This window comes from Streptomyces sp. NBC_00019 (assembly GCF_045041015.1).
GTDB lineage: Bacteria > Actinomycetota > Actinomycetes > Streptomycetales > Streptomycetaceae > Streptomyces.
The window spans coordinates 5,189,716-5,213,547 of sequence record NZ_CP108302.1 but is presented as its reverse complement, the minus strand read 5'-3'; the positions used below and the strand labels follow the sequence as shown (position 1 = coordinate 5,213,547).

At 70.1% G+C, this 23,832-nt stretch carries 23 protein-coding genes and 1 pseudogene; 14 read left to right on the top strand and 10 right to left on the bottom strand.

Features of this window, described 5'->3' with window-relative positions:
• Positions 1–50 precede the first annotated feature (50 nt).
• Positions 51–587, bottom strand: coding sequence for a hypothetical protein (locus OHU89_RS24460; RefSeq protein ID WP_405654640.1), 537 nt, complete (start codon positions 585–587; stop codon positions 51–53).
• Between the two features lie 243 nt (positions 588–830).
• Positions 831–1,001, bottom strand: a complete 171-nt coding sequence (locus OHU89_RS24455) for a hypothetical protein (protein WP_405645839.1) — start codon at positions 999–1,001, stop codon at positions 831–833.
• Positions 1,002–1,142: 141 nt separating this feature from the next.
• On the opposite strand from OHU89_RS24455, the gene upp reads away from it, so the two are divergent.
• Positions 1,143–1,778 (top strand): uracil phosphoribosyltransferase, encoded by a 636-nt coding sequence (upp, locus tag OHU89_RS24450; protein WP_266890339.1) that lies wholly within the window; start codon positions 1,143–1,145, stop codon positions 1,776–1,778.
• A gap of 95 nt (positions 1,779–1,873) precedes the next feature.
• On the opposite strand, the gene OHU89_RS24445 is transcribed toward upp, so the two are convergent.
• Together OHU89_RS24445 and OHU89_RS24440 are read right to left on the bottom strand one after the other, a co-directional pair.
• Positions 1,874–2,521 carry a LytR C-terminal domain-containing protein gene (locus OHU89_RS24445; protein WP_405645838.1) on the bottom strand — a complete coding sequence of 216 codons (648 nt, stop codon included), beginning with the start codon at positions 2,519–2,521 and terminating at the stop codon, positions 1,874–1,876.
• 99 nt (positions 2,522–2,620) lie between these two features.
• Positions 2,621–2,917 (bottom strand): type II toxin-antitoxin system VapB family antitoxin, encoded by a 297-nt coding sequence (locus OHU89_RS24440; RefSeq protein ID WP_003999914.1) that lies wholly within the window; start codon positions 2,915–2,917, stop codon positions 2,621–2,623.
• 133 nt (positions 2,918–3,050) lie between these two features.
• Here OHU89_RS24440 and OHU89_RS24435 point away from each other — a divergent pair, with 133 nt between their 5' ends.
• Positions 3,051–4,532, top strand: coding sequence for a recombinase family protein (locus OHU89_RS24435; protein WP_405645836.1), 1,482 nt, complete (start codon positions 3,051–3,053; stop codon positions 4,530–4,532).
• A 53-nt stretch (positions 4,533–4,585) separates the two neighbouring features.
• On the opposite strand, the gene OHU89_RS24430 is transcribed toward OHU89_RS24435, so the two are convergent.
• The 5 genes from OHU89_RS24430 to OHU89_RS24410 all read right to left on the bottom strand — a co-directional run bounded on the left by OHU89_RS24430 (position 4,586) and on the right by OHU89_RS24410 (position 7,175).
• Complete coding sequence (locus tag OHU89_RS24430; protein ID WP_405645834.1) at positions 4,586–4,714, bottom strand: hypothetical protein; 129 nt, start codon at positions 4,712–4,714, stop codon at positions 4,586–4,588.
• Between the two features lie 50 nt (positions 4,715–4,764).
• Entirely contained in the window at positions 4,765–5,070 is a 306-nt protein-coding gene (locus tag OHU89_RS24425; protein WP_405645832.1) for a hypothetical protein, read from the bottom strand.
• Between the two features lie 69 nt (positions 5,071–5,139).
• Positions 5,140–5,796: an HdeD family acid-resistance protein gene (locus OHU89_RS24420; protein WP_405645830.1), complete on the bottom strand. Its 657-nt coding sequence runs from the start codon at positions 5,794–5,796 to the stop codon at positions 5,140–5,142.
• Between the two features lie 55 nt (positions 5,797–5,851).
• Positions 5,852–6,445, bottom strand: a complete 594-nt coding sequence (locus OHU89_RS24415) for an HhH-GPD-type base excision DNA repair protein (protein WP_405645829.1) — start codon at positions 6,443–6,445, stop codon at positions 5,852–5,854.
• A 25-nt stretch (positions 6,446–6,470) separates the two neighbouring features.
• Positions 6,471–7,175, bottom strand: a complete 705-nt coding sequence (locus OHU89_RS24410; protein WP_405645827.1) for a siderophore-interacting protein — start codon at positions 7,173–7,175, stop codon at positions 6,471–6,473.
• A gap of 78 nt (positions 7,176–7,253) precedes the next feature.
• Between OHU89_RS24410 and OHU89_RS24405 the strand changes: the two genes are divergently transcribed.
• The 12 genes from OHU89_RS24405 (at position 7,254) to OHU89_RS24350 (ending at position 23,450) form a co-directional block, all read left to right on the top strand.
• The gene (locus OHU89_RS24405) at positions 7,254–9,317 is read left to right on the top strand and encodes a penicillin acylase family protein (protein ID WP_405645825.1); all 2,064 of its coding nucleotides are present in this window, start codon (positions 7,254–7,256) and stop codon (positions 9,315–9,317) included.
• Entirely contained in the window at positions 9,310–9,903 is a 594-nt protein-coding gene (locus tag OHU89_RS24400; protein WP_405645823.1) for a GNAT family N-acetyltransferase, read from the top strand. The genes OHU89_RS24405 and OHU89_RS24400 overlap by 8 nt, the downstream gene beginning before the upstream one ends.
• Positions 9,900–10,367: a cupin domain-containing protein gene (locus OHU89_RS24395; protein ID WP_266890357.1), complete on the top strand. Its 468-nt coding sequence runs from the start codon at positions 9,900–9,902 to the stop codon at positions 10,365–10,367. Before OHU89_RS24400 ends, OHU89_RS24395 begins: the two co-directional genes overlap by 4 nt.
• A complete protein-coding gene (locus tag OHU89_RS24390) occupies positions 10,364–11,122 on the top strand; it encodes an SDR family NAD(P)-dependent oxidoreductase (protein ID WP_405645821.1) in 759 nt (252 codons plus the stop codon). Before OHU89_RS24395 ends, OHU89_RS24390 begins: the two co-directional genes overlap by 4 nt.
• Before the next feature lie 101 nt (positions 11,123–11,223).
• On the top strand, positions 11,224–12,942 hold the full coding sequence (locus OHU89_RS24385) for a copper resistance CopC/CopD family protein (protein ID WP_405654638.1): 1,719 nt from the start codon (positions 11,224–11,226) through the stop codon (positions 12,940–12,942).
• 286 nt (positions 12,943–13,228) lie between these two features.
• On the top strand, positions 13,229–14,527 hold the full coding sequence (locus OHU89_RS24380; RefSeq protein ID WP_405645819.1) for an ABC transporter substrate-binding protein: 1,299 nt from the start codon (positions 13,229–13,231) through the stop codon (positions 14,525–14,527).
• A gap of 5 nt (positions 14,528–14,532) precedes the next feature.
• Positions 14,533–15,513, top strand: coding sequence for a carbohydrate ABC transporter permease (locus OHU89_RS24375; RefSeq protein ID WP_405645818.1), 981 nt, complete (start codon positions 14,533–14,535; stop codon positions 15,511–15,513).
• On the top strand, positions 15,510–16,394 hold the full coding sequence (locus OHU89_RS24370) for a carbohydrate ABC transporter permease (protein WP_266890365.1): 885 nt from the start codon (positions 15,510–15,512) through the stop codon (positions 16,392–16,394). The genes OHU89_RS24375 and OHU89_RS24370 overlap by 4 nt, the downstream gene beginning before the upstream one ends.
• 38 nt (positions 16,395–16,432) lie before the next feature.
• Positions 16,433–17,746 carry a glycoside hydrolase family 36 protein gene (locus OHU89_RS24365; protein WP_405645817.1) on the top strand — a complete coding sequence of 438 codons (1,314 nt, stop codon included), beginning with the start codon at positions 16,433–16,435 and terminating at the stop codon, positions 17,744–17,746.
• Positions 17,743–19,737, top strand: a complete 1,995-nt coding sequence (locus tag OHU89_RS24360; RefSeq protein ID WP_405645815.1) for a beta-galactosidase — start codon at positions 17,743–17,745, stop codon at positions 19,735–19,737. The genes OHU89_RS24365 and OHU89_RS24360 overlap by 4 nt, the downstream gene beginning before the upstream one ends.
• Positions 19,738–19,942: 205 nt before the next feature.
• A complete protein-coding gene (locus tag OHU89_RS24355) occupies positions 19,943–21,640 on the top strand; it encodes a stealth family protein (RefSeq protein WP_405645813.1) in 1,698 nt (565 codons plus the stop codon).
• 28 nt (positions 21,641–21,668) lie between these two features.
• Positions 21,669–23,450 (top strand): stealth family protein, encoded by a 1,782-nt coding sequence (locus OHU89_RS24350; protein ID WP_405645811.1) that lies wholly within the window; start codon positions 21,669–21,671, stop codon positions 23,448–23,450.
• Between the two features lie 28 nt (positions 23,451–23,478).
• Here the strand turns inward: OHU89_RS24350 and OHU89_RS24345 are convergent.
• Positions 23,479–23,767 (bottom strand): annotated as a pseudogene (locus OHU89_RS24345) (ATP-binding protein); the annotation flags it as partial.
• Positions 23,768–23,832 lie beyond the last annotated feature (65 nt).

Sequence of the window (23,832 nt, the reverse complement as noted above, 5' to 3'; positions counted from 1 at the left end):
TCGCCAGCGGTCGCGTAGCGGGTCCGGGGGACCCTCGGTGGTCTCCCCGGTCAGCGGACGGTCTCCAGGACCTCCGAGGCGCCCAGGGACTCGGCGATCTCGGTGAGCGCGTCCGTCGACAGGGACTTCAGCTCCTTCTCGCTGACACCCAGGTCGTCGAGGACGCCGGGGTCACCGACCGGACCGTGCGGCACGGCCTCGGCGGAGCCGCCGCTCTCGGCGTCGTCCCCGTCCTCGTCCCCGTCCTCACCGTCCTCGGTGCCGTCGAGATCGAGGGCGTCCAGGTCGGTGTCGTCGTCCCCGGGCTCCCTTCCGAGCAGTTCGTCGGTGAGAAGGATCTCGCCGTAACTGCTGCGGGCAGCGGCGGCGGCGTCCGAGACGTAGATACGAGGGTCGTCCTCGCCGTCGATCCGGATGACGCCGAACCAGGCGTCCTCCTGCTCGATGAGCACCAGGACCGTGTCGTCCTCGGGTGAGGCTTCACGGGCCAGGTCGGCCAGATCCGACAAGGTCTCCACATCGTCGAGCTCTTTGTCGCTCGCTTCCCACCCGTCTTCGGTGCGCGCGAGCAGTGCGGCGAAGTACACCGTGACTCTCCCACTGGTCATAGGCGTGCCGGTTGGGGGTCCCCCCGGCGGAGGCTATGGGCGGGGAGGCATTGGCTCCGAGCCCCACCCACTCGGAATCGTGGCAGAAACGGAGCGTTCAGGGGACGTCTTCGGCACCCTGTGTCCGCCCGTTTTGATCGTCCACCAGCGGGATCGTACGCGGCTCGGGCGACCAGGACGTACACGGGAGCCCGAAGAGAGCGGATCGGCCTACCAGTTGGCCTACCAGCGGAAGGTGCGCATGCGCATCGCGTGACGCAGCCGGGCCGCCTTGGCGCGCCGGGGCTGGACGCGGTCGCGCAGCTCACGGGCCTCGGCGAGGTCGCGCAGGAACTGGGCGCGGCGCCTGCGGCGCTCGGCGTCGGTCTCCGGTTGTGACTCCTGGTTCGGCATAGGCACACCACCCCATTGCGTCCCTCCCACTTTCCCTCCGACGAGGGGTTTGATGCCAGCGGACGGGTGAAGCGGGGTTTGCCTCAGTCAGAGATGCCGCACGGGACGCCGGGGACAACGGGCCCGGTTAATGTTGTGGACATGCGTCTCCACGTCGTCGACCACCCTCTGGTCGCTCACAAGCTCACCACGCTGCGCGACCAGCGCACCGACTCCGCGACCTTCCGTCGGCTGGCCGACGAACTGGTCACCCTGCTCGCCTACGAGGCCACGCGAGACGTGCGCACCGAAGCGGTCGACATCACGACCCCGGTCACCACCACCACCGGCGTCAAGCTCTCCTACCCGCGCCCCCTGGTCGTGCCGATCCTGCGCGCCGGTCTCGGCATGCTCGACGGCATGGTCCGCCTGCTGCCGACCGCTGAGGTGGGCTTCATGGGCATGGTGCGCGACGAGGAGACGCTCCAGGCGTCCACCTACGCCACGCGCATGCCGGAGGACCTCTCCGGGCGTCAGGTGTACGTCCTCGACCCGATGCTCGCCACCGGCGGCACGCTGGTCGCGGCGATCCAGGAGCTGATCAAGCGGGGTGCGGACGATGTGACGGCCGTGGTGCTGCTGGCTGCGCCGGAGGGTGTCGAGGTCATGGAGCGTGAGCTCGCGGGTACGCCGGTCACTGTGGTGACGGCGGCGATCGACGACCACCTCAACGAGCACGGGTACATCGTGCCGGGTCTCGGAGACGCGGGCGATCGGCTTTACGGCGCCGCGGAGTAAGGACGCCTCTTCGCCGTAGAGGGTGCGTCACGCGGGCGACTGCGGGTCCGATGTGGCCGGTCGCGCAGTTCCCCGCGCCCCTGAAGGGGCGCGTTTCAGCAGGCCTTCTTGGAAGTGCTCGGCGTCGGCTGGGGTGCGCCCAGCTTGGTCAGGGCCTTGTCCGCCGTGGCCTTTGCCGTCAGCGACTTGAAGTCTGTGCCGATGATCAGGTCCACGTCGGTGCCCTTGCGGGTGTCCGCGCGCGCCTCCGTGCCCGCGAGCTGTGTGCCGAGGACCGGCAACGACGTGCTCACGGAGGACGTGGGGCCGAGCAGCAGCCCCGTGCCCTTGACCTTCTTGTCGAACTCCGCGCTCGCGTTGCCGACGTCGCCGATCTTGAAGCCGCGCTTCTTCAGCTCGTCCGCGGTCTTCTTGGCGAGCCCCGCCCGGGGCGTGGCGTTGAAGACGTTGACGGTGATCTGGGCGGGCTTGGGATAAGCCGTGGTGGAGGACGAGGCCGAGGCCGACGGGGACGCCTTCGTCGCGCAGTTGGCCTTGGAGCCGGCCGCCGAGGCCTTGTCGCCGCCGCCGGTGAAGACGTCGATGAGCTGCAGCGTGCCCCAGCCGACCAGACCGAGCGCGGTGACCGAGGCGACCAGGGCGACCACGAGCCTGCCGCGCCGCCGGGAACGGCGCATGCGCGGGTATTTGTCCCCCGTGATCCGGTACTTGCCGCCCATGCCTGGGGGAGTCAGCATGCTCATGGGCGCAGCGTAGTGCTCCGGGGCGGCGATGCCTACTAAATGATCATTGGATTCGGGCCGGAAGAACCCGAAAGGGCCAACCCTTTACAAGCCCGCCACTCAATCCAGTTCGAGTACACGCGCGTGCAGCACCTGGCGCTGCTGCAGCGCCGCCCGCACCGCGCGGTGGAGGCCGTCCTCGAGATACAGGTCGCCCTGCCACTTCACGACGTGCGCGAAGAGGTCGCCGTAGAACGTGGAGTCCTCGGCGAGCAGGGTTTCCAGGTCGAGCTGGCCCTTGGTCGTCACCAGCTGATCGAGGCGGACCGGGCGCGGCGCGACGTCCGCCCACTGCCGGGTGCTTTCCCGGCCATGGTCGGGGTACGGCCGGCCGTTTCCGATGCGCTTGAAGATCACACGGAAAGCCTACCGGTCAAGCCTCACCGGGCGCAGCCTCCCGGCTCGGGCCGGGCAAGACAAGTGCGTGCAGATCTTGACCAATATCGGTCAAAGGGGGTGAATGTGGCCTGGTTGCTGACACATTCCCCACATGGAAGATCGAAAGACGGCTGTCGGGTACGCGCGGCAGAGCCTCGGCCGACCGGACAAGTCGGCCGGGTCCGTGCGGGCTCAGCTCGCTGCGTGCCGCGCAGAGGCGATCGCGCGTGGCTACCGCTATGAGGGCACGTACGTGGACGAGGCGGCTTCGGCCTACCGTGCGGATTCAGTCCGTCCCGAGTTCGAGCGCATGCTGACCGACGTGCGAAACGGCCAAGCGGACGTGGTCGTCGTGAACTACCTGAGCCGCCTGACCCGGCGGGATGCGGACGCTGTCCGGTCTCTTGCCACCGAATTGCACGAGCTCGGTGTGACGGTGGTTTCCGTGAGCGAGGGCGTGTACGGCCCAGGCGGGACGGAGGAGTTGGTCCGGCGTCTGGAGTCGGCGCACCAGGAGAGCGTGAACCGGGCGCGTCACGTGAGCGACACGAAGCGGGTGCTGAGGGAAGCCGGGTCATGGGTCGGCGGTGTGCCGCCTTTCGGATACACGGTGACCGAGGTGCGCAGGGACGGACTCACGATTCGGCAGTTGATTGTGGTGCCGGAGGAAGCCGAGGTCATCCGCGATGTCGTACGCCGGATCCTTAACCACAAGGATGAAGAGGTTCCGGGCGGGGAACGGCACCCCGGCTCGCTGTCGGGCATCTGTGCGGAGCTGAACGCGGCGGGAGTGCCGACGAAGACCGCACGGCTCTCTGGCAAGTGGCGTGTCGGAGGTCCCACCACGGTGGACGGCCGCCGCGGGCCGTCCCTCTGGGAGGTGTCCACGCTGAAGCGAATCCTGAAGGATCCGCGGCTGACCGGGCACGCGGTGGAACCGGTTTACAGTCCGCAGCCGTCGAATGCCACCAGGGCCCGGCGCTCTGTCGTCGGATACCGGCGTCTGGTGGACCCGCAGACGCAGGTGCCGTTGATGAGCCATGAGCCCGTTCTCGACGTCGACAAGTGGGAGCAGCTTCAGGCGTGGCTGGACACGAGAGGGCCGGGCAGGGGCGGTCCGCGGTCTGCTTCTCTCCTGAGCGGACTGGGTGTCCTTCACTGCGTATGCGGGGCAACCATGGTCAGCAACGGCACTGTTGGTGCCACTGCCTCGTACCGCTGCTCCCGGCCCAAAGGGGCGACGGGGGGACACGACGGAGGAAACAGCATCAAGCGCGAGCATCTTGAGGAGTATGTGGCCCAGCGGATTTTCTCCGAGGTTGTTCTCGCCGACGAGGGGCAAACAGGAGCGGCGGAACTTCTGGTCGAAGCCGGTGCTCGATTCGGCTCGGCGGCAGACCTGCTGAGCAAGGCGAGAGCGTATGAGGCAGGCGCGTGGCGGTCGACGTCGCTGACCGAGAAGCGTGACTTCCTGCGTTGTTTCGTCGACCGCATCGAGGTGGCCAAGGCACTGTCGCGAGGCAACAAGTGGGAGCCGTACGACGCTGGCCGTAGAACGATTCTTACCTGGGTCGCGCCGATGCCCCGTGGGTGACGGGGCTGTCGCCACGGCGGAGGCGGTGACCTTGCCTCCGCCGTCGCGGCTCCTCAGCGCGTCCGCTGCTCCTGCGCGGGCTGCTGCGGCTTCTGCTCCCGCTGAACCTGCGGCTTGGGCGTGTTGCGGGAGGCCTCGGCGCGCACGAGGGCGCGCAGGACGGCGTAGGGGTCGATGGGCATGGTGGTGCTCCTTGCGTCGCTGCTTGACTGACCTCTGGTGCGAGGGCCGGTCAGCAGCGCAGGACCACCGAGCGCAGGGTGTGCAGGGCGTACGGCGGCCGCGGCGGCGCCGGGAGGGGACGGCCCGCCGGGACGCCGGGCGCCGGGGCGGGCCGGGGCGCGGGGCGCAGGGGTACGACGGGACGGTGGGCGGCGCGGGCCGGTGGCCGCAGGGCCGTGTCCAGGACGTCGTACTCGGCGACCTCGCCGGCGACCGGGGTGACGGCGTTGGCGGCGTGCGCCCCGGCGTGGCCGCCCGGCACGAGCAGCGCGAGCAGCAGGACAAAGGCACGGAGCCAGGTTCTGGTGCTGCTCATGGTTGCTGATCTGCCCCAGGGAGTACGAGGTTCATCGCGTCGTCCGTCAGATCCGCTCGCACGGGTTACTCACACCGTGCGCGGCACGTTCCCGGTCTGCCCGCGCATCCGTACCGCTGTGACGATCTCGACGATGCCCACGGCGACCAGCCAGATCCCGCCGACCACGGTGAGGACGGCGACCGACTCGAAGGGGGAGTCGATCAGCACGATCCCGGCGAGGAACGTGACGATCCCGAGGAAGATCTGCCAGCCGCGGGCGGGCATCGACGGGTCGGAGGCGGCGGCCAGAGTCTGGGTGATCCCGCGGATGAGCCAGCCGATGCCGATCCACAGGGCGAGCAGCAGGAGCGACTGCATGGGGCCGCGGAAGCAGAACAGGCCCAGCAGGATCGACAGGGCGCCGCTGATGAAGGCGAGGACGCGCAGTCCGGTCGTCTTGTGCGTGCCGAAGGCCGAGACCAGCTGGAAGACGCCGCTGATGACGAGGTAGACGCCGAACAGGATGCCGGTGGCGAGGAGCGTGGAGCCCGGCCAGATCAGCACCAGGACGCCCAGGATCAGCGATGCGATGCCGGTGATCAGGACGACCTGCCACGCCGCCTTGGACAGCGCGTGCAGGGGGCCCTCGACGGGTGGCTCCGGCTCATGGGCGCGCTGCTGCGTGTGGACCTTGCGGTCGTCGAACTCCCGGCCCCAGGAGGAGCCGTGCGGTGCCTCGGTCATGGTCCATGCTGGGACCGCGTACGGCCGCCCCGCACGGTGGGCTGGGCCGATCGGCTTACTTGCCGGCCGCCTTCGCGGCCTTCGCCGCCGCCTTCATCTCCTGCTTGTGCGCCCGTACCTTGACCAGTGACTCCGGGTCGGTGATGTCGGCGACCGACCGGAAGGACTTGACCTCGCCGTACGCGCCCGCCGCCTCCCGCCAGCCCTTCGGCTGTACGCCCAGCTGCTTGCCCAGCAGGGCCAGGAAGATCTGGGCCTTCTGCTTGCCGAAGCCGGGCAGGTCCTCCAGCCGGCGGAGCAGTTCGCGTCCGTCGTCCACGCCCTTCCAGACGAGCTCGGCGTTGCCGTCGTAGTGCTCGACGAGGTACTGGCACAGCTGCTGGATCCGCTTGGCCATGGAGCCCGGGTAGCGGTGGACCGCCGGCTTGTCCGAGAGGAGGGTCGCGAAGGCGTCCGGGTCCTGCGCGGCGATCTCGTGCGCGTCGAGGTCGTCCAGGCCGAGCCGGTCCGCGATCGTCCGGGGTCCCTTGAACGCCCACTCCATCGGAACCTGCTGGTCCAGCAGCATCCCGACCAGCGCGGCGAGCGGGGAGCGCCCGAGGAGCTCGTCGGCCTCGGGGTCCTGGGCGAGGTGAAGGGTGACGTCCATGACCCCGATCATGCCGCGTACGGGGTCAGGCCGCCCGCCAGTACCCCAGCGCCTGCATCCGCTCCTTGGGGACGCCCAGGTCCTTGCGGACGTACGAGGACAGGGTGCGGGTCGTCTTCGTGTCGCAGGCGATCCAGACGTACGCGTCCGGGTGGGCCTTGAGGAGGTCGGGAAGGTCGGTCTTCACCCGGTCGACGAGACCCACACCGGTGCGGACGTCATGGCGGGACGGGTCCGTGCGGAAGGGGAGGCCGTCCGTGCCGCCCTCGAACCAGACCGTCGCCGGGGACGAGTCCAGCGCGTCCAGCAGGGAGTTGATGGCGGGCAGGGACGCCGGGTCGCCGATCGCGAAGACATGGGTCGGTGACGGGTCGGGGTTCTCGAACGCCGTGCCGTGGACCGTCGCCACGATGGTGTCGCCGGGCTTCGCGTTCCGCGCCCAGTCGCTCGCCACGCCCTCGTGGAGGGCGAACTCCAGGCCGAAGGTGCCGGCCGCGGGGTCCGGGTCGACGAGGGTGTAGGCCCGCTGGTGCGGCTTGCCCGCGTCGGAGAACCACAGCCGGACCCACATCGTGGGGTGGACGCCGGTCGCGGCGAGCATGCCGCCGTCGGTGAGGTGGATGCGTCGGTAGCTCGAAGTGACGTCCTCGGCGCCGGTGACGGTGAGGACGTAGTCCTTCGCCCGCAGCAGTTTGAGGACCGCGCCCTCCCAGCCGTGCCCCTGCCCCATCGTCTCTTCACTCCTCGCGTACGATTCCACCACCAGTTACTTAGGTGAGCCTAACCTAAAGCACAGGGGAGACCCAGAGTGAGCGCCGAGATCTACCGGGATGTGTGGGGTGTCCCGCATCTGCGTGCCGACAGCGTGCGCGAACTCGCCCGCGTCCAGGGCATCGTCACCGCCCGCGACCGGGCCTGGCAGCTGGAGGTCGAGCGGCACCGGGCCCGCGGCACCTCGGCGTCCTTCCTCGGCCCCGACGCCCTGCCCTGGGACCGGTTCGTGCGCAGGGCCCGGCTGGAGGACACCGCGAGACGTTGCTTCGAGCATCTGGAGAGACGGGACCCGGAGACGGCCGACTGGGTACGGGCGTACGTCGACGGCGTCAACGAAGGGCTCGCCGACGCCACCCTGCCCCTCGGTGCCCCCGGCCGCTGGGAGCCCTGGACCCCCCTCGGCGTCTGGCTCGGTGCCCACATCCTCTTCGCGGGCTTCCCCGCCAAGCTCTGGCGCGAACAGGCCGTGAAGCACCTCGGCGAGGAGGCCGTCGGGCTCTTCGCCATCGACGGTCCCGGCACCTCCGGCAGCAACGGCTGGCTGGTGAGCGGCGAACGGACCGTGACCGGGCAGGCCGTCATCGCCGGCGACCCGCACCGCTTCATCGAGGACCCCGGCGTCTACCAGCAGATCCACCTCTCCTGCCCGGAGTTCGACGTCGTCGGCCTCGCCGTCCCCGGCGTCCCCGGCATCGCCCACTTCGGCCACACCGGCACGGTCGGCTGGGCCATCACCAACGCCATGGCCGACTACCAGGACCTGTACGAGGAACGGCTGCGGCGGACCGGGGCCGGTGTCGAGGCCCTTGGCCCGGACGGGAGTTGGACGCGCGCCTCCCGGCACACCGAGACCGTCGAGGTGGCCGGTGAGGAGTCCGTCGAGGTCGAGGTCATCGAGACCGAGCGCGGGCCCGTCATCGCCGGCGGCCCGGAAGGGCTCGACGACGGCACGCCGCTCGCCCTCAGCCTCCGCACCCCGCCTCGCGTCACCGACGACCTGGGCTTCAGCACCCTGCTCCCCCTGCTGCGCGCCCGCCGGGTCGCTGACGTGGACCGGGCCTTCGACAGCTGGGCCGAGCCGGTCAACGTCGTCCAGGCCGCCGACACCGAGGGCGGGCTGCTGCACCGGGTCGCGGGCCGGGTGCCGGTGCGGTCCGAGGCCAACCGCACCCGTGTCGTCCCCGCCTGGGAGGCCGGGCACGAGTGGCAGGGCTGGCACGACATGCCCCGCGCCGGACTCACGGAGGACGGCGTCGCCGTCATGGCCAACCAGCGAGGTCCCGCGGAACCGCTCGGCGTCGAGTTCGCCCCGCCGCACCGCGCGAACCGCATCTCCGCGATGCTCGCGGAGAAGGACAAGTGGTCGGCCGGGGACATGCCCGCCCTCCACATGGACACGTATCTGGCCTCCGCCGGGCCCCTGTTGGACCACCTCGCCACCCTCCGGGACCTGACCCCGCCGGCCGCCGAGCTCACCGACACCCTCCTGCGCTGGAACCGCCGCATGGACGCGGACAGCGAGGACGCCGCCCTCTACTCCGCGGTGCGCGGCGCCGTCGTCCGCCGGCTCGCCGCGCACCCCGCGTTCGCCGCGCTGACCTCCCCGCCCGCCTACCCCGAGGTCCTCCTCCCCTGGCTCGGTCTGCTGCCGCGCATCGGCTACGCCCTCGAACACCTGCTGCGCGCCGAGGAGTTGTACGGCATCGACCGCCCCGCCGAGATCCGCGCGGCCGTCGAGGAGGTGGCCGCCGGGAAGCCGCCCGCGACCTGGGGCGAGACCCACCGGCTGTACCCGTGGCGGGCGTTGCCGGACACCTCGTACGAGAAGTACGACGAACCCGGTCTCTCCGGCGACCACGACTGCGTGCTGTGCACCTCCGCCGTGCCCGGTCTGACCGACCTGGCCGCGCGCGGTCCGGCCGCCCGCTACGTGTGGGACCTGGCCCGGCGCGAGGACAGCCGCTGGGTGGTGCCGTTCGGCGCCTCGGGTGTGCCCGGCTCGCCCCATCACCGTGACCAACTGCCCCTGTGGCTCGCGGGCGACCTCGTCCCGGTCGTCACCGACTTCGAACAGCTCAGCAAGGAGAGCGATGTCTGACACCTACGTCCATGAGCAGGAGGTCGAAGGCTTCGGCACCGTCCGTGTGCGCACCCTCGACGCGAAGGCCGACGCCGAGGTGCTGCACGGCTGGGTCAGCGAGGAACGGGCCGCCTTCTGGGGCATGAACGGCCTCACCCAGGACCAAGTGGCGGAGATCTACGCCCACATGGACACCCTCGACACCCACCACGCCTATCTGCTCGAGAAGGACGGCGAGCCGGTCGGACTGCTCCAGACCTATGAGCCGGAGGCCGACCGGGTCAGCGAGTGCTACCCCGTCGAGCCCGGTGACATCGGCGTCCATCTGCTGCTCGCGCCGGCCGGAGCGGACGGCGGACGGCCCGGCTGGTCGTCGGCGCTGCTGGGCGCCGTCGCGTCGTACGTCCTGCTCGGCCTGGGCCGCAAGCGGGTCGTGGTCGATCCCGACGTGCGCAACGAGAAGGCGATCGCCCGGTTCCTGCGGCAGGGGTTCGTGGCCGGGGAGCGGGTCGTGCTGCCGGAGATCGACATCCCGGATGTGCATCTGCCCGAGAAGCACGCTCAACTGGCCTTCCTGGCCAGGGAGGTAGCCTTCCCGGCGTGACCCCAGAAGACCTCGTCGCCCATTACGGACTGGAGCCGATCCCGCGAGAGGGGGGCCTGTTCCGCCGTACCTGGGCAGGCCCCGAGCGCGCGGACGGCAGACCGGAGGGCTCGGCCATAGTCGCCCTGCTCACCGCCGACGACTTCTCCGCCCTGCACCGCCTGCCCGGCGACGAGATCTGGCACTTCTACCTCGGCGACCCTCTGGAACTCCTGCTCCTGTCCCCGGACGGCACATCGAGCGCTCCGGTGCTGGGCCCCGACGTCCTCGCCGGTCAGCACGTCCAGCTGACCGTCCCCGGCGGCACCTGGATGGGGGCGCGCACGCGGGGCGCGTGGACGTTCTTCGGCTGCACGATGGCTCCCGGCTTCACCTACGAGGGCTATGAGCACGGCGACTCCGAGGCCCTGATGGCGCAGCATCCCGCCGAGGCCGACCGGATCGCGCGACTGTGTCGTCCATGAGACACCTCGAAGGACAGGTCGCCCTCGTCACGGGCGCGGGCGGCGGTATCGGGCGGGGGATCGCGGTGCGGTTCGCCGAACAGGGGGCGGCCGCGGTCGTCGTGCACTGCCGTACGGCGGTGACGGCGGCGGAGGAAGTGGCGGTCCGGGTCCGGGAGTCGGGCGCGCGGGCCGTCGTCCTCCAGGCGGATCTGACGGACGAGAACGACTGCCGGGAACTGGTCCGGGAGGCGGACGCGTGGGGCGGCGGACTGACCGCGCTGGTCAACAGCGCGGGGGTGCAGCCGGTGCGGGAGCTGCCCGGGATGACGGCCGCCGAGTGGCGTGAGGTCGTCGACACCAACCTGACGAGCGCCTTCGCGTGCACACAGGCGGCGGCGGAGGTCATGGAGCACGGCGGCGGCTCGGTGACGCACATCGCCTCGATCGAGGCGCACGGTCCCGCCGCCGGGCACGCCCACTACTGCGCGTCCAAGGCCGCCCTGGTGATGCACGCCCGGTCGGCGGCCCTGGAGTACGGGCCTCGCGGCATCCGCGTCAACAGCGTCTCGCCCGGGCTGATCGACCGGAAGGGGCTGGCGCGGGACTGGCCGGAGGGTGTGGAGCGGTGGCATGCGAAGGCGCCCCTGGGCCGGCTGGGCCGCCCCGAGGACATCGGCGACGCCTGTGTGTTCCTCGCCTCGCCGCTCGCCTCCTGGATTACCGGGCAGGACCTGGTCGTCGACGGCGGGGTGTCGGCGCGGCCCACGTGGTGAGTGTTCCGGCGCCGGTGTCCGTACATAACGCGGAGCTGCGGGGACGGAGTACTGACGTGGAGCGTGACGGTGGACGAGGACGGCGGCGAGTTCAAGGGCTGGTGCTGCTGGGCACCGTGCTGGTCCTGCTCCTCTTCGGCGGCGCGGGACCGGCGTCGGCCCATGCCGCGCTCCGCTCCACCGACCCCGAGGACGGAACCGTCCTCAAGTCCGCCCCCGCGTACATCACCCTGACCTTCACCGAGTCCGTCGGTCTGCTCGACGACTCCTTCCGCGTGCTGAGCCCGAAGAACGAGCGGGTGTCCACGGGGGAGGCCGAGCATGTGCCGGGGAGTTCGGACACCGCCCGGGTCTCGCTGCCCGCCTCCGGGCTCGGCGAGGGCACCTTCACGGTGGCCTGGCGGGTCGTCTCGGCGGACAGCCATCCGGTGTCGGGGGCGTTCACCTTCTCCGTCGGGAAGCCCTCGGCGACGGCCGTGACCGTGGACCCGGGACCCGTGGAGAACCCGGCGACGACCGGCCTCTACAACATCGCCCGCTACCTGGCCTATCTCGCGGTGGCGCTGCTCATCGGCACGGCGGTCTTCCTCGCGCTGTGCCGCCCGGCGGACGCCAGCATCCTGCCCAGGCTGCTGCGGGTCGGCTGGTGGACGCTGGCGGGGGCCACGGTCGCGCTGTTCGTGCTGCGGGCGCCCTACGAGGCCGGCACGGGTCCCGCGACGGCCTTCGACGCCGCGGCCTTCGAACGGACGGTGACGAGCCGGCCGGGGCTGGTCCTGCTGGTCCGGCTGGTGCTGCTCGCACTGACCGCGGTCTTCCTCCTGCGGCTGTTCCGGCGCCGCCGGTCCTCCTACGCGATCGGCGCCGCCCTCGCCCTCGGCCTCGCCCTCACCTGGGCCGCCGGTGAGCACGCCTCCGCCGGCATCCAGGTGCCCGTGGCGATGGCCTCCTCGGTCCTGCACGTCCTGGCGATGGCGGCCTGGCTGGGCGGTCTGACGGCACTGGTCGTCACGCTGTACCGGGCGGCGGTCGTCGAACCGGCCACGGTCACCCGCTTCTCCCGCCTGGCCTTCGTCTCCGTGACCGTCCTGGTCCTCACCGGCGTCTACCAGTCCTGGCGTGGCCTGGGCTCCTGGGGCGCGCTCACCGACACGACGTACGGCCGGCTCCTGGTCGCCAAGCTGACCGTGGTGGTCGTACTGCTGACGGCGGCCGGGTTCTCGCGGCTGTGGACGGTGCGCCTGGCGACGGCGGACGCGCGGACCGTCGTACGGGAACGGGTGCCGGAGCCGGTGGGCGGGCCGCCGCTGCCGGAGTCGCCCGAGGAGCCGCCGGTCGTTCCGGACCGCCGTGGTCTGCGACGCTCCGTCCTCGCCGAAGTCACCATCGGTGTCGTGGTGTTGGTGATCACGACCGTGCTCACCGGTACCGTGCCGGGCCGTGCGGAGGCGGAGGCCGCTCAGAGCCCCGCGGCCACCGGCCTGCCCGTCGCGTCCGTCTCGTACGTCCCCTTCGACATCGGCGGCGCCCGGGGCAAGGTGCAGATCACCCTGGACCCGGGCCGGGTCGGCCGGAACTCGGTGGAAGCGGTGGTCCTCGACGCCGAAGGCGGTTTCGCCATCGTCCCCGAACTCCGGCTCTCCTTCACCCTGCCGTCCCAGGACATCGGCCCGCTGGACGCCAAGGTGACCGACAAGGGCGGCTACTGGGGAACCAGCGACTTCGACCTGCCGATCGCCGGCACCTGGGAGATGAAGGTGACGGTCCGCGTCTCCGAGGTCGACCAGGTCAGCGTGGAGAAGTCCGTGGTGATCGGCTAGGCCGACGCCTGGCCATCCGCTGAGGATCCCCACTCCGAGGGACCGCAGCCCCCAGGTGCCCACGGTGAGCCGGCTTGTTCGACCGGTCGAAGGCGATTCGGACGATCGGATCGATCTTGGATGTGTCGGTCACGTTTCCACAAAGGTGACGGCCATCTCTTGACGCATGACAGGACATACGGCTGTCATTACGCCACCGTGTTCGGTCAAGTTGATTTCTGGTCGTTTACGACGGACTTCGACTCACTCCCCTGCCTGGCCGAACCCTGCCCCTCAGGAGCCGTTCATGCCCGACTTCTCCCTCCCCTCCGCGAGCCGCCGCTCCGTCCTGCGCGGCATAGGCGGCGCCGCCGTGCTCGGTGCCGGCATCCCCCTGCTGAGCGCCTGCGGCGGCAGCGGAGCCTCGTCCGACCCGAAGACGGTCACCCTCGGCTCCAAGGCGTCCGACCCGGTGCCGAAGAAGGCCTTCGCGGACATCTACGCCGGCTTCAAGAAGGACTCCGGGATCACGGTCGACGTGAACACCAAGGACTCCAACACCTTCCAGGAGCAGATCAACGCCTACCTCCAGGGCACGCCGGACGACGTGTTCACCTGGTTCGCGGGTTACCGCATGCAGTTCTTCGCGGCCAAGGGCCTCGCCACCCCGATCGACGACGTGTGGCAGACCATCGGGGGCAACTTCCCCGAGGCGATGAAGAAGCTCAGCAAGGGCGAGGACGGCAAGTACTACTTCGTGCCGCTGTACTCGTACCCGTGGGCGCTCTTCTACCGCAAGAGCGTCTTCCAGCAGTACGGCTACGAGGTCCCCACCACCTGGGACCAGCTGGTCGCCCTGTGCAAGCAGATGGAGAAGGACAAGCTGGTCCCGATCGCCTTCGGCGACAAGGACGCCTGGCCCGCGCTCGGCACCTTCGACCAGATCAATTTCCGCCAGAACGGCTACGACTTCCACGTCGACCTGATGGCCGGAAAGGCCGCCTGGACCGACGCCAAGGTGCGCAAGGTCTTCGACCTGTGGACCGAGATCCTCCCGTACCACCAGGAGGGCGCCACCGGCCGCACCTGGCAGGACGCCGCCCAGACCCTCGCCTCCAAGAAGGCCGGCATGTACCTCCTCGGCACCTTCGTGGCCCAGCAGTTCACCGACAAGGCCGCCCTGGACGACCTCGACTTCTTCGCCTTCCCGGAGATCGACCCGGCGTACGGCCAGGACACCGTCGAGGCCCCGACCGACGGCTTCATGCTGAGCAAGAGCCCGAAGAACAAGGCCGGCGCGGTCAAGCTCCTGGAGTACCTGGGCACCCCGGCCGCCGAGGAGATCTACCTCAAGTCGGACCCGAGCGTGGTCGCCGCCTCCACCAAGGCCTCCACCGACGCGTACACCGCCCTCCAGAAGAAGGCGTACGAGATGATCTCGGGCGCCAAGAGCCTCACCCAGTTCATGGACCGCGACAGCCGCCCCGACTTCACCTCGACGGTCATGCAGCCCGCGCTGCAGAAGTTCGTGCGCGATCCCAAGGGCATCGACAGCTTGCTCAGCTCGATCGAGCGCCAGAAGAAGACGATCTTCGCGTCCAGCTGACCACGATGACCACCGACACCCCCACGAAGTCCCCGGAGGCGGCCCCCGAGCCGCCTTCGGGCACTGCCCCGGTCAAGAAGCGGATCCCGCAGGGCCACAAGCGCCTGCTCACCCGCCGCGACCGGCTCACGCTCGGCTTCATGGCCGGCCTGCCGACGATCCTGCACGTGGCCCTGGTCTGGGTCACCGCGCTCGCGTCGATCCTCCTCGCCTTCACCTCCTGGAACGGCATCGGCTTCGACTCCATCCAGTGGGTCGGGCTCGAGAACTTCAAGGAACTGTTCACCAACAACCCGCAGTTCTGGCCCGCTGTGGAGCACAACGTCATCTGGTTCGTGGTGCTCATCTGCATCCCGACCCCGCTGGGCCTGTTCCTGGCCGTGCAACTGGACAAGAAGATCAAGTTCAGCCGGGTCTACCAGACGGCCTTCTTCCTGCCGGTCGTGCTGTCCATGGCCGTCATCGGCTTCGTCTGGCAGCTCGTCTACAACCCCGACACGGGCCTGATCAACAGCGTCATCGGGGCCAACAAGCCCGGCCACTACATCGACTGGATCGGCGACCCGAACCTCAACCTCTGGGCGATCCTCATCGCCGCGAGCTGGCGGCACACCGGGTACATGATGATCCTCTACCTGGCCGGTCTGAAGGGCGTCGACCCGTCCCTGCGGGAGGCGTCCGCGCTGGACGGGGCGAGCGAGTGGCAGACGTTCAAGAACGTCATCTTCCCGGTGCTGCGACCCACCAACACGGTCGTCCTGGTCGTCACGATCATCGAGGCGCTGCGCGCCTTCGACCTGGTCTTCGTCTTCAACAAGGGCGCCGAGGGCACCGAGCTGCTGTCGATCCTCGTGACCAACAACATCATCGGTGAGTCCAGCCGGATCGGGTACGGATCGGCGATCGCCGTCGTACTCCTGCTGATCTCGCTCGTCGTGATCATCCCGTACCTGGTGTCCACGTTCCGGAAGGAGCGGCGCGCATGAGCACTCTCGCTCTGAAGAAGCCGAGGACACCGGTGCGCCCCGCCCGGGTCCTGCTGCACGTCGTCCTGGCCACCATGGCCCTGGCCTGGCTCGCCCCCCTGCTCTGGGCGATCTACGCGGCCCTGCGCCCGTACGCGGAGACCAGCGAGAAGGGGTACGTCTCCTGGCCGGACTCCCTGAGCCTGGACAACTTCACCAACGCGTTCACGCAGTCGGACATGACGCACTACTTCGTCAACACGGTGATCATCGCCGTGCCGGCGGTGCTGGTGACCCTGTTCCTCTCCTCGATGGTGGCCTTCTACGTCAGCCGCTTCGACTTCCGCCTCAACCTCGCCCTGCTGCTGGTCTTCACCGCGGGCAACCTGCTCCCGCAGCAGGTCATCATCACCCCGCTGTACCGCCTGTACCTGCTCATCGACCTGCCCGGCATCACCATGTCCGGCAAGCTGTACGACTCCGCGTTGGGCCTCGTCCTCATCCACGTGGCGTTCCAGTCCGGCTTCTGCGCGTTCGTGCTGAGCAACTACATGCGCTCGCTCCCGCACGAACTGACCGAGGCCGCCCTGGTCGACGGCGCCTCCGTGTGGCGGCAGTACTGGCAGATCACGCTCCCGCTGTGCAAGCCCGCGATGGCCGCCCTGGGCACGTTGTTGTCCATCTGGATCTACAACGACTTCTTCTGGGCGCTGGTCCTGATCTCCACCGGCGAGAACATGCCGATCACCTCGGCGCTCAACAACCTCTCCGGTACGTACTTCACGGACCCGAACCTGGTCGCCGCGGGCGCCCTGCTCACCGCGATCCCCACGCTCATCGTGTACTTCGTGCTCCAGCGTCAGTTCGTCAGCGGTCTGACGCTCGGCGCCAACAAGGGCTGAGTTCCTTCACCGCAGCCCCTTCTTGAAAGAGAACCACCGTGTCCCACTCCTTCACCCCGGTCGCCTCCGTGCCCGTGGACGCGCGCACGGCCCGTGTCCACGAGGAGGGCTGGCAGTCCTGGAGCCCCAGCGGCGCCTACGCCCTCGGTGACAAGCCGTACCGCCCGACGAACGACAACTGGGCGACGGTCTGCTACCGGCCGGGCGTCACGGTTCCCCAGGGCACCTTCCAGGGCGAGGGGCTGCTGGCCCTGGACCCGGGCGACGGCTCGGCGGTCCGCCTCTGGGCCGCCGTGGACCCGACCCGGGAGGTCCCGTCGATCCGGCTGGCCGTCACCGGTGACCTGGCGGAGATCAGCGCCGACGGACCGGTGAAGGAGTGGACGGGCACGGACATCCAGGAGGTGCTGGCGAGTTGGGCCGCCTCCCTGGAGGTCGCGCCCCCGGGCCCGGCGCCCACTGTCTGGTGCTCCTGGTACGAGTACTTCACTCAGGTCACCGAGGACGACATCCACGAGAACCTCCGCGCGATGGACACCCTCGACCTGCCCATCGACGTCGTCCAGATCGACGACGGCTACCAGAAGGCCCTCGGCGACTGGCTCACCCTCTCCGGCCGCTTCCGCTCCCGCCGGGACATCGCGGACGCGATCCGGACGCGGGGCAGAAGGGCCGGCATCTGGACGGCACCCTTCCTCGTCGACCCGGCGAGCGACCTGGCCGCCGAGCACCCCGACTGGCTGGTCAAGGACCTCGACGGCGGCTTCCTGCACGCCGGCCGCAACTGGGGCCACGACCTGAGCGTCCTGGACACGACCCACCCGGAGGCGGCCGCGTACCTGACGGACGTCTTCCGGACGCTGCGCGCCGAGGGCTACGACTACTTCAAGGTCGACTTCCTCTACGCGGGCGCGCAGGAGGGTGTACGGCACTCCGACGCGGACCCGCTCACGGCGTACCGCCAGGGCATCGAGCTGATCCGCGAGGCGATCGGCGAGGACGCCTACCTCCTGGGCTGCGGCGCCCCGATCCTGCCCTCCATCGGCCTCTTCGACGCCATGCGCGTCAGCCCCGACACGGCCCCGCACCGCCGCCCCGAGGCCGACGACTACAGCCAGCCCGGCCAGGACCCGGCGGAGTTCACGGGTGTCGGCCGCCAGTGGCAGCACGGCCGGTTCTGGGTCAACGACCCCGACTGTCTGATGGCCCGCCCGGCCGTGGAGACCCGCGAACGCTGGGCGGCCCATGTGGAGGCGACCGGCGGTCTGATGGCGTCGAGCGACCGGCTGCTGTCCCTGGACCAGTGGGGTGTGGAGACGACTCGCCGACTCCTGAGCGGAGAGTGCCGATGATCCCGCAGGGCATCGCCTACGGCGGCGACTACAACCCCGAGCAGTGGCCCGAGGAGGTCTGGGCCGAGGACATGCGCCTCATGACCGAGGCCGGGGTCACCATGGTCAGCGTCGGGATCTTCTCCTGGGCGCTCCTGGAGCCGAAGGAGGGCGCCTACGACTTCTCTCTGCTGGACCGCGTCCTCGACATGCTCTACACCCACGGCATCGCGGCGGACCTGGCGACCCCGACGGCGGCACCGCCGGCGTGGTTCTTCGTCAAGCACCCCGAGGCGCTCCCCGTGGACAAGGACGGCAGGGCACTGTCGTACGGCAGCCGCCAGACGTTCTGCCCGTCGAGCCCCGCCTATCGGGAGGCGGCGCTGCGGATGGCCCGTGCGCTCGGAGAGCGGTACGCCGGCCACCCGGCGGTCGTGATGTGGCACGTCCACAACGAGTACGGCTGTCACAACCCGGAGTGCTTCTGCGAGGAGAGCGCGGCGGCGTTCCGGGGCTGGCTGCGCGAGAGGTACAGCAGCCTGGAGGCGCTCAACGACGCCTGGGGCACTCGCTTCTGGAGCCAGTGGTACTACGACTGGGACGAGATCATCCCGCCCCGCGCCACGGGCGCCGTCCCCAACCCCACCCACCAGCTGGACTGGCGCCGCTTCTGCAGCGACGCCCTGCTCTCGCTGTGCGAGGCGGAGCGCGAGGTCCTGCGGGAGGCGGCGCCGGAGATCCCCGCGACCACCAACTTCATGGTGATGCACAACTTCGACGCGCTGGACTACTGGCGCTGGGCCCAGAAGCTGGACGTGGTCTCCAACGACCACTACCTCCAGTCCACGGACCCCGAGTCGCACATCGACCTCGCGCTCAGCGGCGACCTGGTCCGCTCGCTGGCCGGCGGGCCCTGGCTGCTGATGGAGCACTCGACGGGCGCGGTGAACTGGCAGCCGGTCAACCGGGCGAAGAATCCTGGGGAGTTGCGCCGCAACGCGCTGGCCCATGTGGCCCGGGGCGCCGACGGCATCGCCTACTTCCAGTGGCGGGCGGCGAAGGCGGGCGCCGAGCAGTGGCACTCGGCGATGCTGCCGCACGCCGGCACCGACAGCCAGATCTGGCACGACGTCGTCCAACTGGGCGCGGATCTGAAGGCGTTGGGGGAGGTGCGCGGCTCGACCGTCCCGGCGCAGGTGGCCATCGTCTGGGACTGGGACGCCCGTTGGGCCCTGGAGCTGCCCTCGCAGCCGAGCGCGGAGCTCCGCTTCCAGGAGCTGGTCCGTGCCTGGTACGAGCCGTTGTGGCGGTCGGGCATCGCGGTGGACTTCGTCCACCCGGAGGCGGACCTGTCGTCGTACCGCCTGGTCCTGGCGCCTTCGCTCTACTTGATCACCGACGAGGGCGCGGCGAATCTGACGGGCTTCGCGGAGCGCGGCGGCACGCTGGCCGTGGGCTTCCACAGTGGGGCGGTCGACACCAACTGCCATGTGCGGCTGGGCGGTTACCCGGGTGCGTTCCGCGAGGCGCTCGGGGTGCGCACGGACGAGCTGTTCCCGCTGCTGCCGGGTGAGTCGGTGGAGTTGAGCGACGGCGGAACGGCCCGGCTGTGGTCGGAACGGGTGCGTCCGGCGGACGCGGAGGCGATCACGACGTACACGACCGGCCCGCTGGCGGACGTACCGGCGGTGACCCGCAACTCCTTCGGCATGGGCACCACCTGGTACCTGGCCACACAGCCGGACCCGGCGACGCTCGCCGCTCTCCTCGACCGCATCCGCACGGAGGCGGGCGTGATGCCGGTCCTCAGTGCTCCGGAGGGTGTGGAGGTGGTGCTGCGGCGCGGTGCGGACGCGGACTACCTCTTCCTGATCAACCACACCGAGGCGAGCGCGGAGATCTCCGTGTCCGGCGAGGCCACCGAACTGCTCACCGGGAAGCCGGCGCCGGGCGTGGTCACCGTCGCGGCGGGCGAGGTGGCGGTGGTGAGGGAGCCGCGCGGGTGGCGATGAATTTCTCCGCGGGCACCGGTGCTGACCCAGCACATGCAGCTCGTCACCTGGCTCAAGCCCATTACCACTCCCGGCTGTGGTTCAGCTGTTCTGGAACCTCTTAGTCCGTTAAATCCCGGAGAACTCTTCTACAACCTTCCGTCACATACGTCTGTCTGCCTTACGCAGAGATGTTCGACAGGTTCATGGAAGAGGAGCTCAGAACGTGACCGTGCGTTCCTTTGCCCGGCGGATGCGCCCGCGAGTCGAGCGGAAGGCCGCCGAGAGCGTGTGGCAGCTGCGTACCATGCGGCGGCGCCGCCGGGCCGCGGTCACGGATCCGGTGCTCCGCCCAGTGGCGGTGCGCGGCCAGCAGCTCTACGGCCGGGTCGTGACGCGGTTCAGCGCCGCCGAGGCGGCCGCCGCCAACCTCGGTCTGGTCGTCGCCGCGCTGGAGCAGGAAGGGATCCCGTACTTCCTGGTGCCGGCCGCCCGCACCCGGCACACGGTCGGCGTGAACGTCATCGACCGGGAGCGTCTGCTCACCGCCCTGGAGGCGCAGAACGAGGGCAAGGCGGTCTTCATCGGCCGCCCGATGCCCGGCGGAAAGCTCAAGCACCCCGCGCTGTTCATGGACGGCGCACTGCCGGCCGGGCTGCGGACCGCCCCCATCCTGCGGGTCGGGGAGAACCACCTCGGACCCTCGGGCCAGCTGCTCGCCGGTCCCGAGCTCGCCTGCGACATCGAGTTCTGGGAGGACGGCGCGGAGCTCCTCGCCTCCGCCGACGGCCCCCGGCGCCTGGCCAAGGTGCAGCCGCAGGCGTCCGAGGACATCTTCGCCGACTCCCTCGTCGCACCCCGGAACAACGGCATCACCGACGTCCTCCCGGCCTCCGAGCAGCAGCCCGCCACCGTCCGGGTCGGCGACCGCGAGCTGCCGAGCTTCGTCCCGCTCACCCTGCCGACCATCGACGACGTGACCTTCCCCGTCGACGTCGTCTACACCTGGGTCGACGGCGAGGAGCCCGGGATGCGGGCCAAGCGGGCCCGCCACCAGGACCGCGGCACCGCCGAGATCCTGGACAAGGAGACCAACGCCTCCCGCTACACCAGCCACGACGAGCTGAAGTACTCGCTGCGCTCGCTCGCGATGTACGCCGACTTCGTCCGGCACATCTACATCGTGACCGACGGCCAGAAGCCGCACTGGCTCGACGACACGGCCCCCGGGATCACGGTCGTCGACCACCGCGACATCTTCCCCGAGGACGTCCTGCCGGTCTTCAACTCGCACGCGATCGAGACCCGGCTGCACCACATCCCGGGCCTGTCGGACCACTACCTCTACTTCAACGACGACGTGTTCGTCGGCCGCCGGGTCACCCCGGAGCACTTCTTCCACGGCAGCGGCCTGATGAAGATCCCGGTGTCCCCGCTCAAGATCGGCGTCGGCAAGCCGCACGCCGAGGAGACGGCCACCAACTCCGCCAGCAAGAACGTCCGCCGGCTCCTGCTGGAGAGGTTCGGGCGGATGACGACGAACAACTTCATGCACACCCCGCTGCCCCAGCAGCGCCGAACCCACCAGGTGCTCGAAGAGCTCTTCCCCGAGGACATCCGCCGCACCACGGCCTCCCGCTTCCGCTCCCCGCAGGACATCGCGGTGACGGCCCCGCTGCTCTACCAGTACGCCCTGATGACCGGCCACGGCCTGCCGGGCAAGTACAGCTTCCGGTACGTCAACATCAGCCGCCCGGACGCCGACCGACGCCTGGCCGACCTGCGCCGCAACCGCCGCTTCGACTTCTTCTGCCTCAACGACGTCGACGTCCCGCCCGAGGAGCGGGAGCAGGTGAGCGTCCGCATGAACGAGTTCCTGGAGGACTACTTCCCCTTCGCGAGCCCGTACGAGAAGCAGAGCTGACGGGACCGGGGGGTAGGACATGGGGGGCATGGACATCCGTGACCGCTTCGGAATGCCGGGGGGCATCCGAACGGTCCGGGACTTTCTCGTACGCCTGAGGCTCTGGCTCGCGGCCCGGCTCTGGGCGCTGCGCACGGCCCGGGCCCGCCGGCGCCTGCGGGCCGCCGTCCCCGGGCTGTGCCAGGTCACCTTCGGACCGACGCGGCTATACGGCCGTACGGTCGCCGGATACACCGCCGCGGACGCCGTCGAGGCCGACCTCGAACGGGTCTGCACCCTGCTGGACGGGCTCGGCGTCCCGTACTTCCTGGTCCCCGCCGACCATGGACAGGGGGTGCCGCGCCAGGTCATCGGCGTGGCGGAGACGTACCGCGACACGATCCTCTCGCGGGCCGCCCAGCGCTTCGCCTCCGGTGTGGGGTACGCCGGGGCCGTGGGGCCGGACGGCAGGGTGACCGCCGCGGCGCTGTGGGCCGACGGGAAGCTTCCGCGGGCGCTCCGGCGGGCCGAGGTGCTCCGCACGGGCGTGGTGCGCCTGGGCCCCGAGGGACAGGTCCTCACCGGTCTCGAAACGGGCTGTGACATCGAGTTCTGGCGGCACGGCCGCGACCTCGGCACGGACCCCTCCTGGCTCACCGTGCCCGGCAGCCGGATGCCGGAGGTCTTCGGCCCGGCACTGGTCGCCCCCCGCCACAACCCGGTGTCGGAGGTGCTCCCACTGACGGCGCAACGCCCCGCCGTGGTCGCGGGCCGCCATCGCGGCGTGCCCACGTTCGCCCCGTTCGCCGAGCCCGGCATCGACGAGGTGCGCTTCCCCGTCGACGCCGTCTACACCTGGGTCGACGGCGACGACCCGGCGATGGCGGCCAAGCGCCGCGCCCACCAGGCGCTCTCCCACAACACCATCGCCCCGCGCGAGACCGGCGCCTCCCGCTACACCAGCCACGACGAGCTGAGGTACGCCCTGCGCTCGCTGGAGATGTACGCCGGTTTCGTCCGGCACGTCTACCTGGTGACCGACTCCCAGATCCCGGACTGGCTGGACCCGCAGGCGGAAGGCCTGACCGTGATCGACCACCGGGACATCCTCCCGGCGGACGCGCTCCCCGTCTTCAACTCCCACGCGATAGAGAGCCGCCTGCACCACATCCCGGGCCTGTCGGAGCACTACCTCTATTTCAACGACGACGTCTTCATCAACCGTCCGGTAGGGGCCGAGCACTTCTTCCACGGCAACGGCATCGCCCGCATCCCCCTCTCCCCGCTGAAGCTGGGCATAGGCGCCCCGCACCCCCTGGAACCGGCCCCGAACTCCGCGGGCAAGAACGCCCGCGAGATCATCAGCCGCTTCCACGGCAGACACATCACCAACAAGTCCCTGCACACCCCGCACCCCCAACTGCTGTCGGTGATGCGGGAGATGGAGAGCCTGGGCATCGAGGAGCTGGACCGCACCTCCTACTCCCGCTTCCGCTCGACGTCCGACGTGGCTCCGGCATCGACCCTCCACCACCACTGGGCGATGGCGACCGCCCGCGCCGTCCCGGCCGACTACCGCTTCCGCTACGTCCAGCTGGGCACCCCGGACATGCACCGCCGCCTGTCCCGCCTCGCGGCCGGCGAGGACGTCGACTTCTTCTGCCTCAACGACGTGGACACGCCCCCCGAGGCCAGATCGGCGGCCCAGGCGGCCATCAGCGCCTTCCTGGAACGCAAGTACCCCTTCCCGAGCCGCTACGAATCAACGACCCGAACCCCCGCCCACCCAGTCCTCCACAGAACGGCCCAGCACGCCGGCGAGGCCCTCTGACCCGGACAGCCTTTGGTCACGCCCTGCGTCAGGCGCCGAGCAGTCCCTCGGGCCCATGGGCAGCGTGGAGCCTGGAACAGCCAGGCCCGTTGCGGGAGGCCGCCACGAGCGGTACGGGCTCGTCGGTGATCGCTGCCCGGTGCTTCTGCAGCGCGGCAAGGTCGTGGCTGTCGAACGCGGAGTTCTCCAGCCACTTGACGGAGCCCAGGAAGAGCAACTGCCCGGCCACCGGCTGCCGGTCGGCAAGACTGGCGAGGGACTCCCGGACCAGGGGTGCGATCGCGCCCCCGCCTGCTCGTCCACCGCTCCTTGATCCGGCGCTTCGCCTACCCGGCGACGATCTCCTCGGTGGCCGTTGCCCAGGCCACGCCACTGCCGAAAC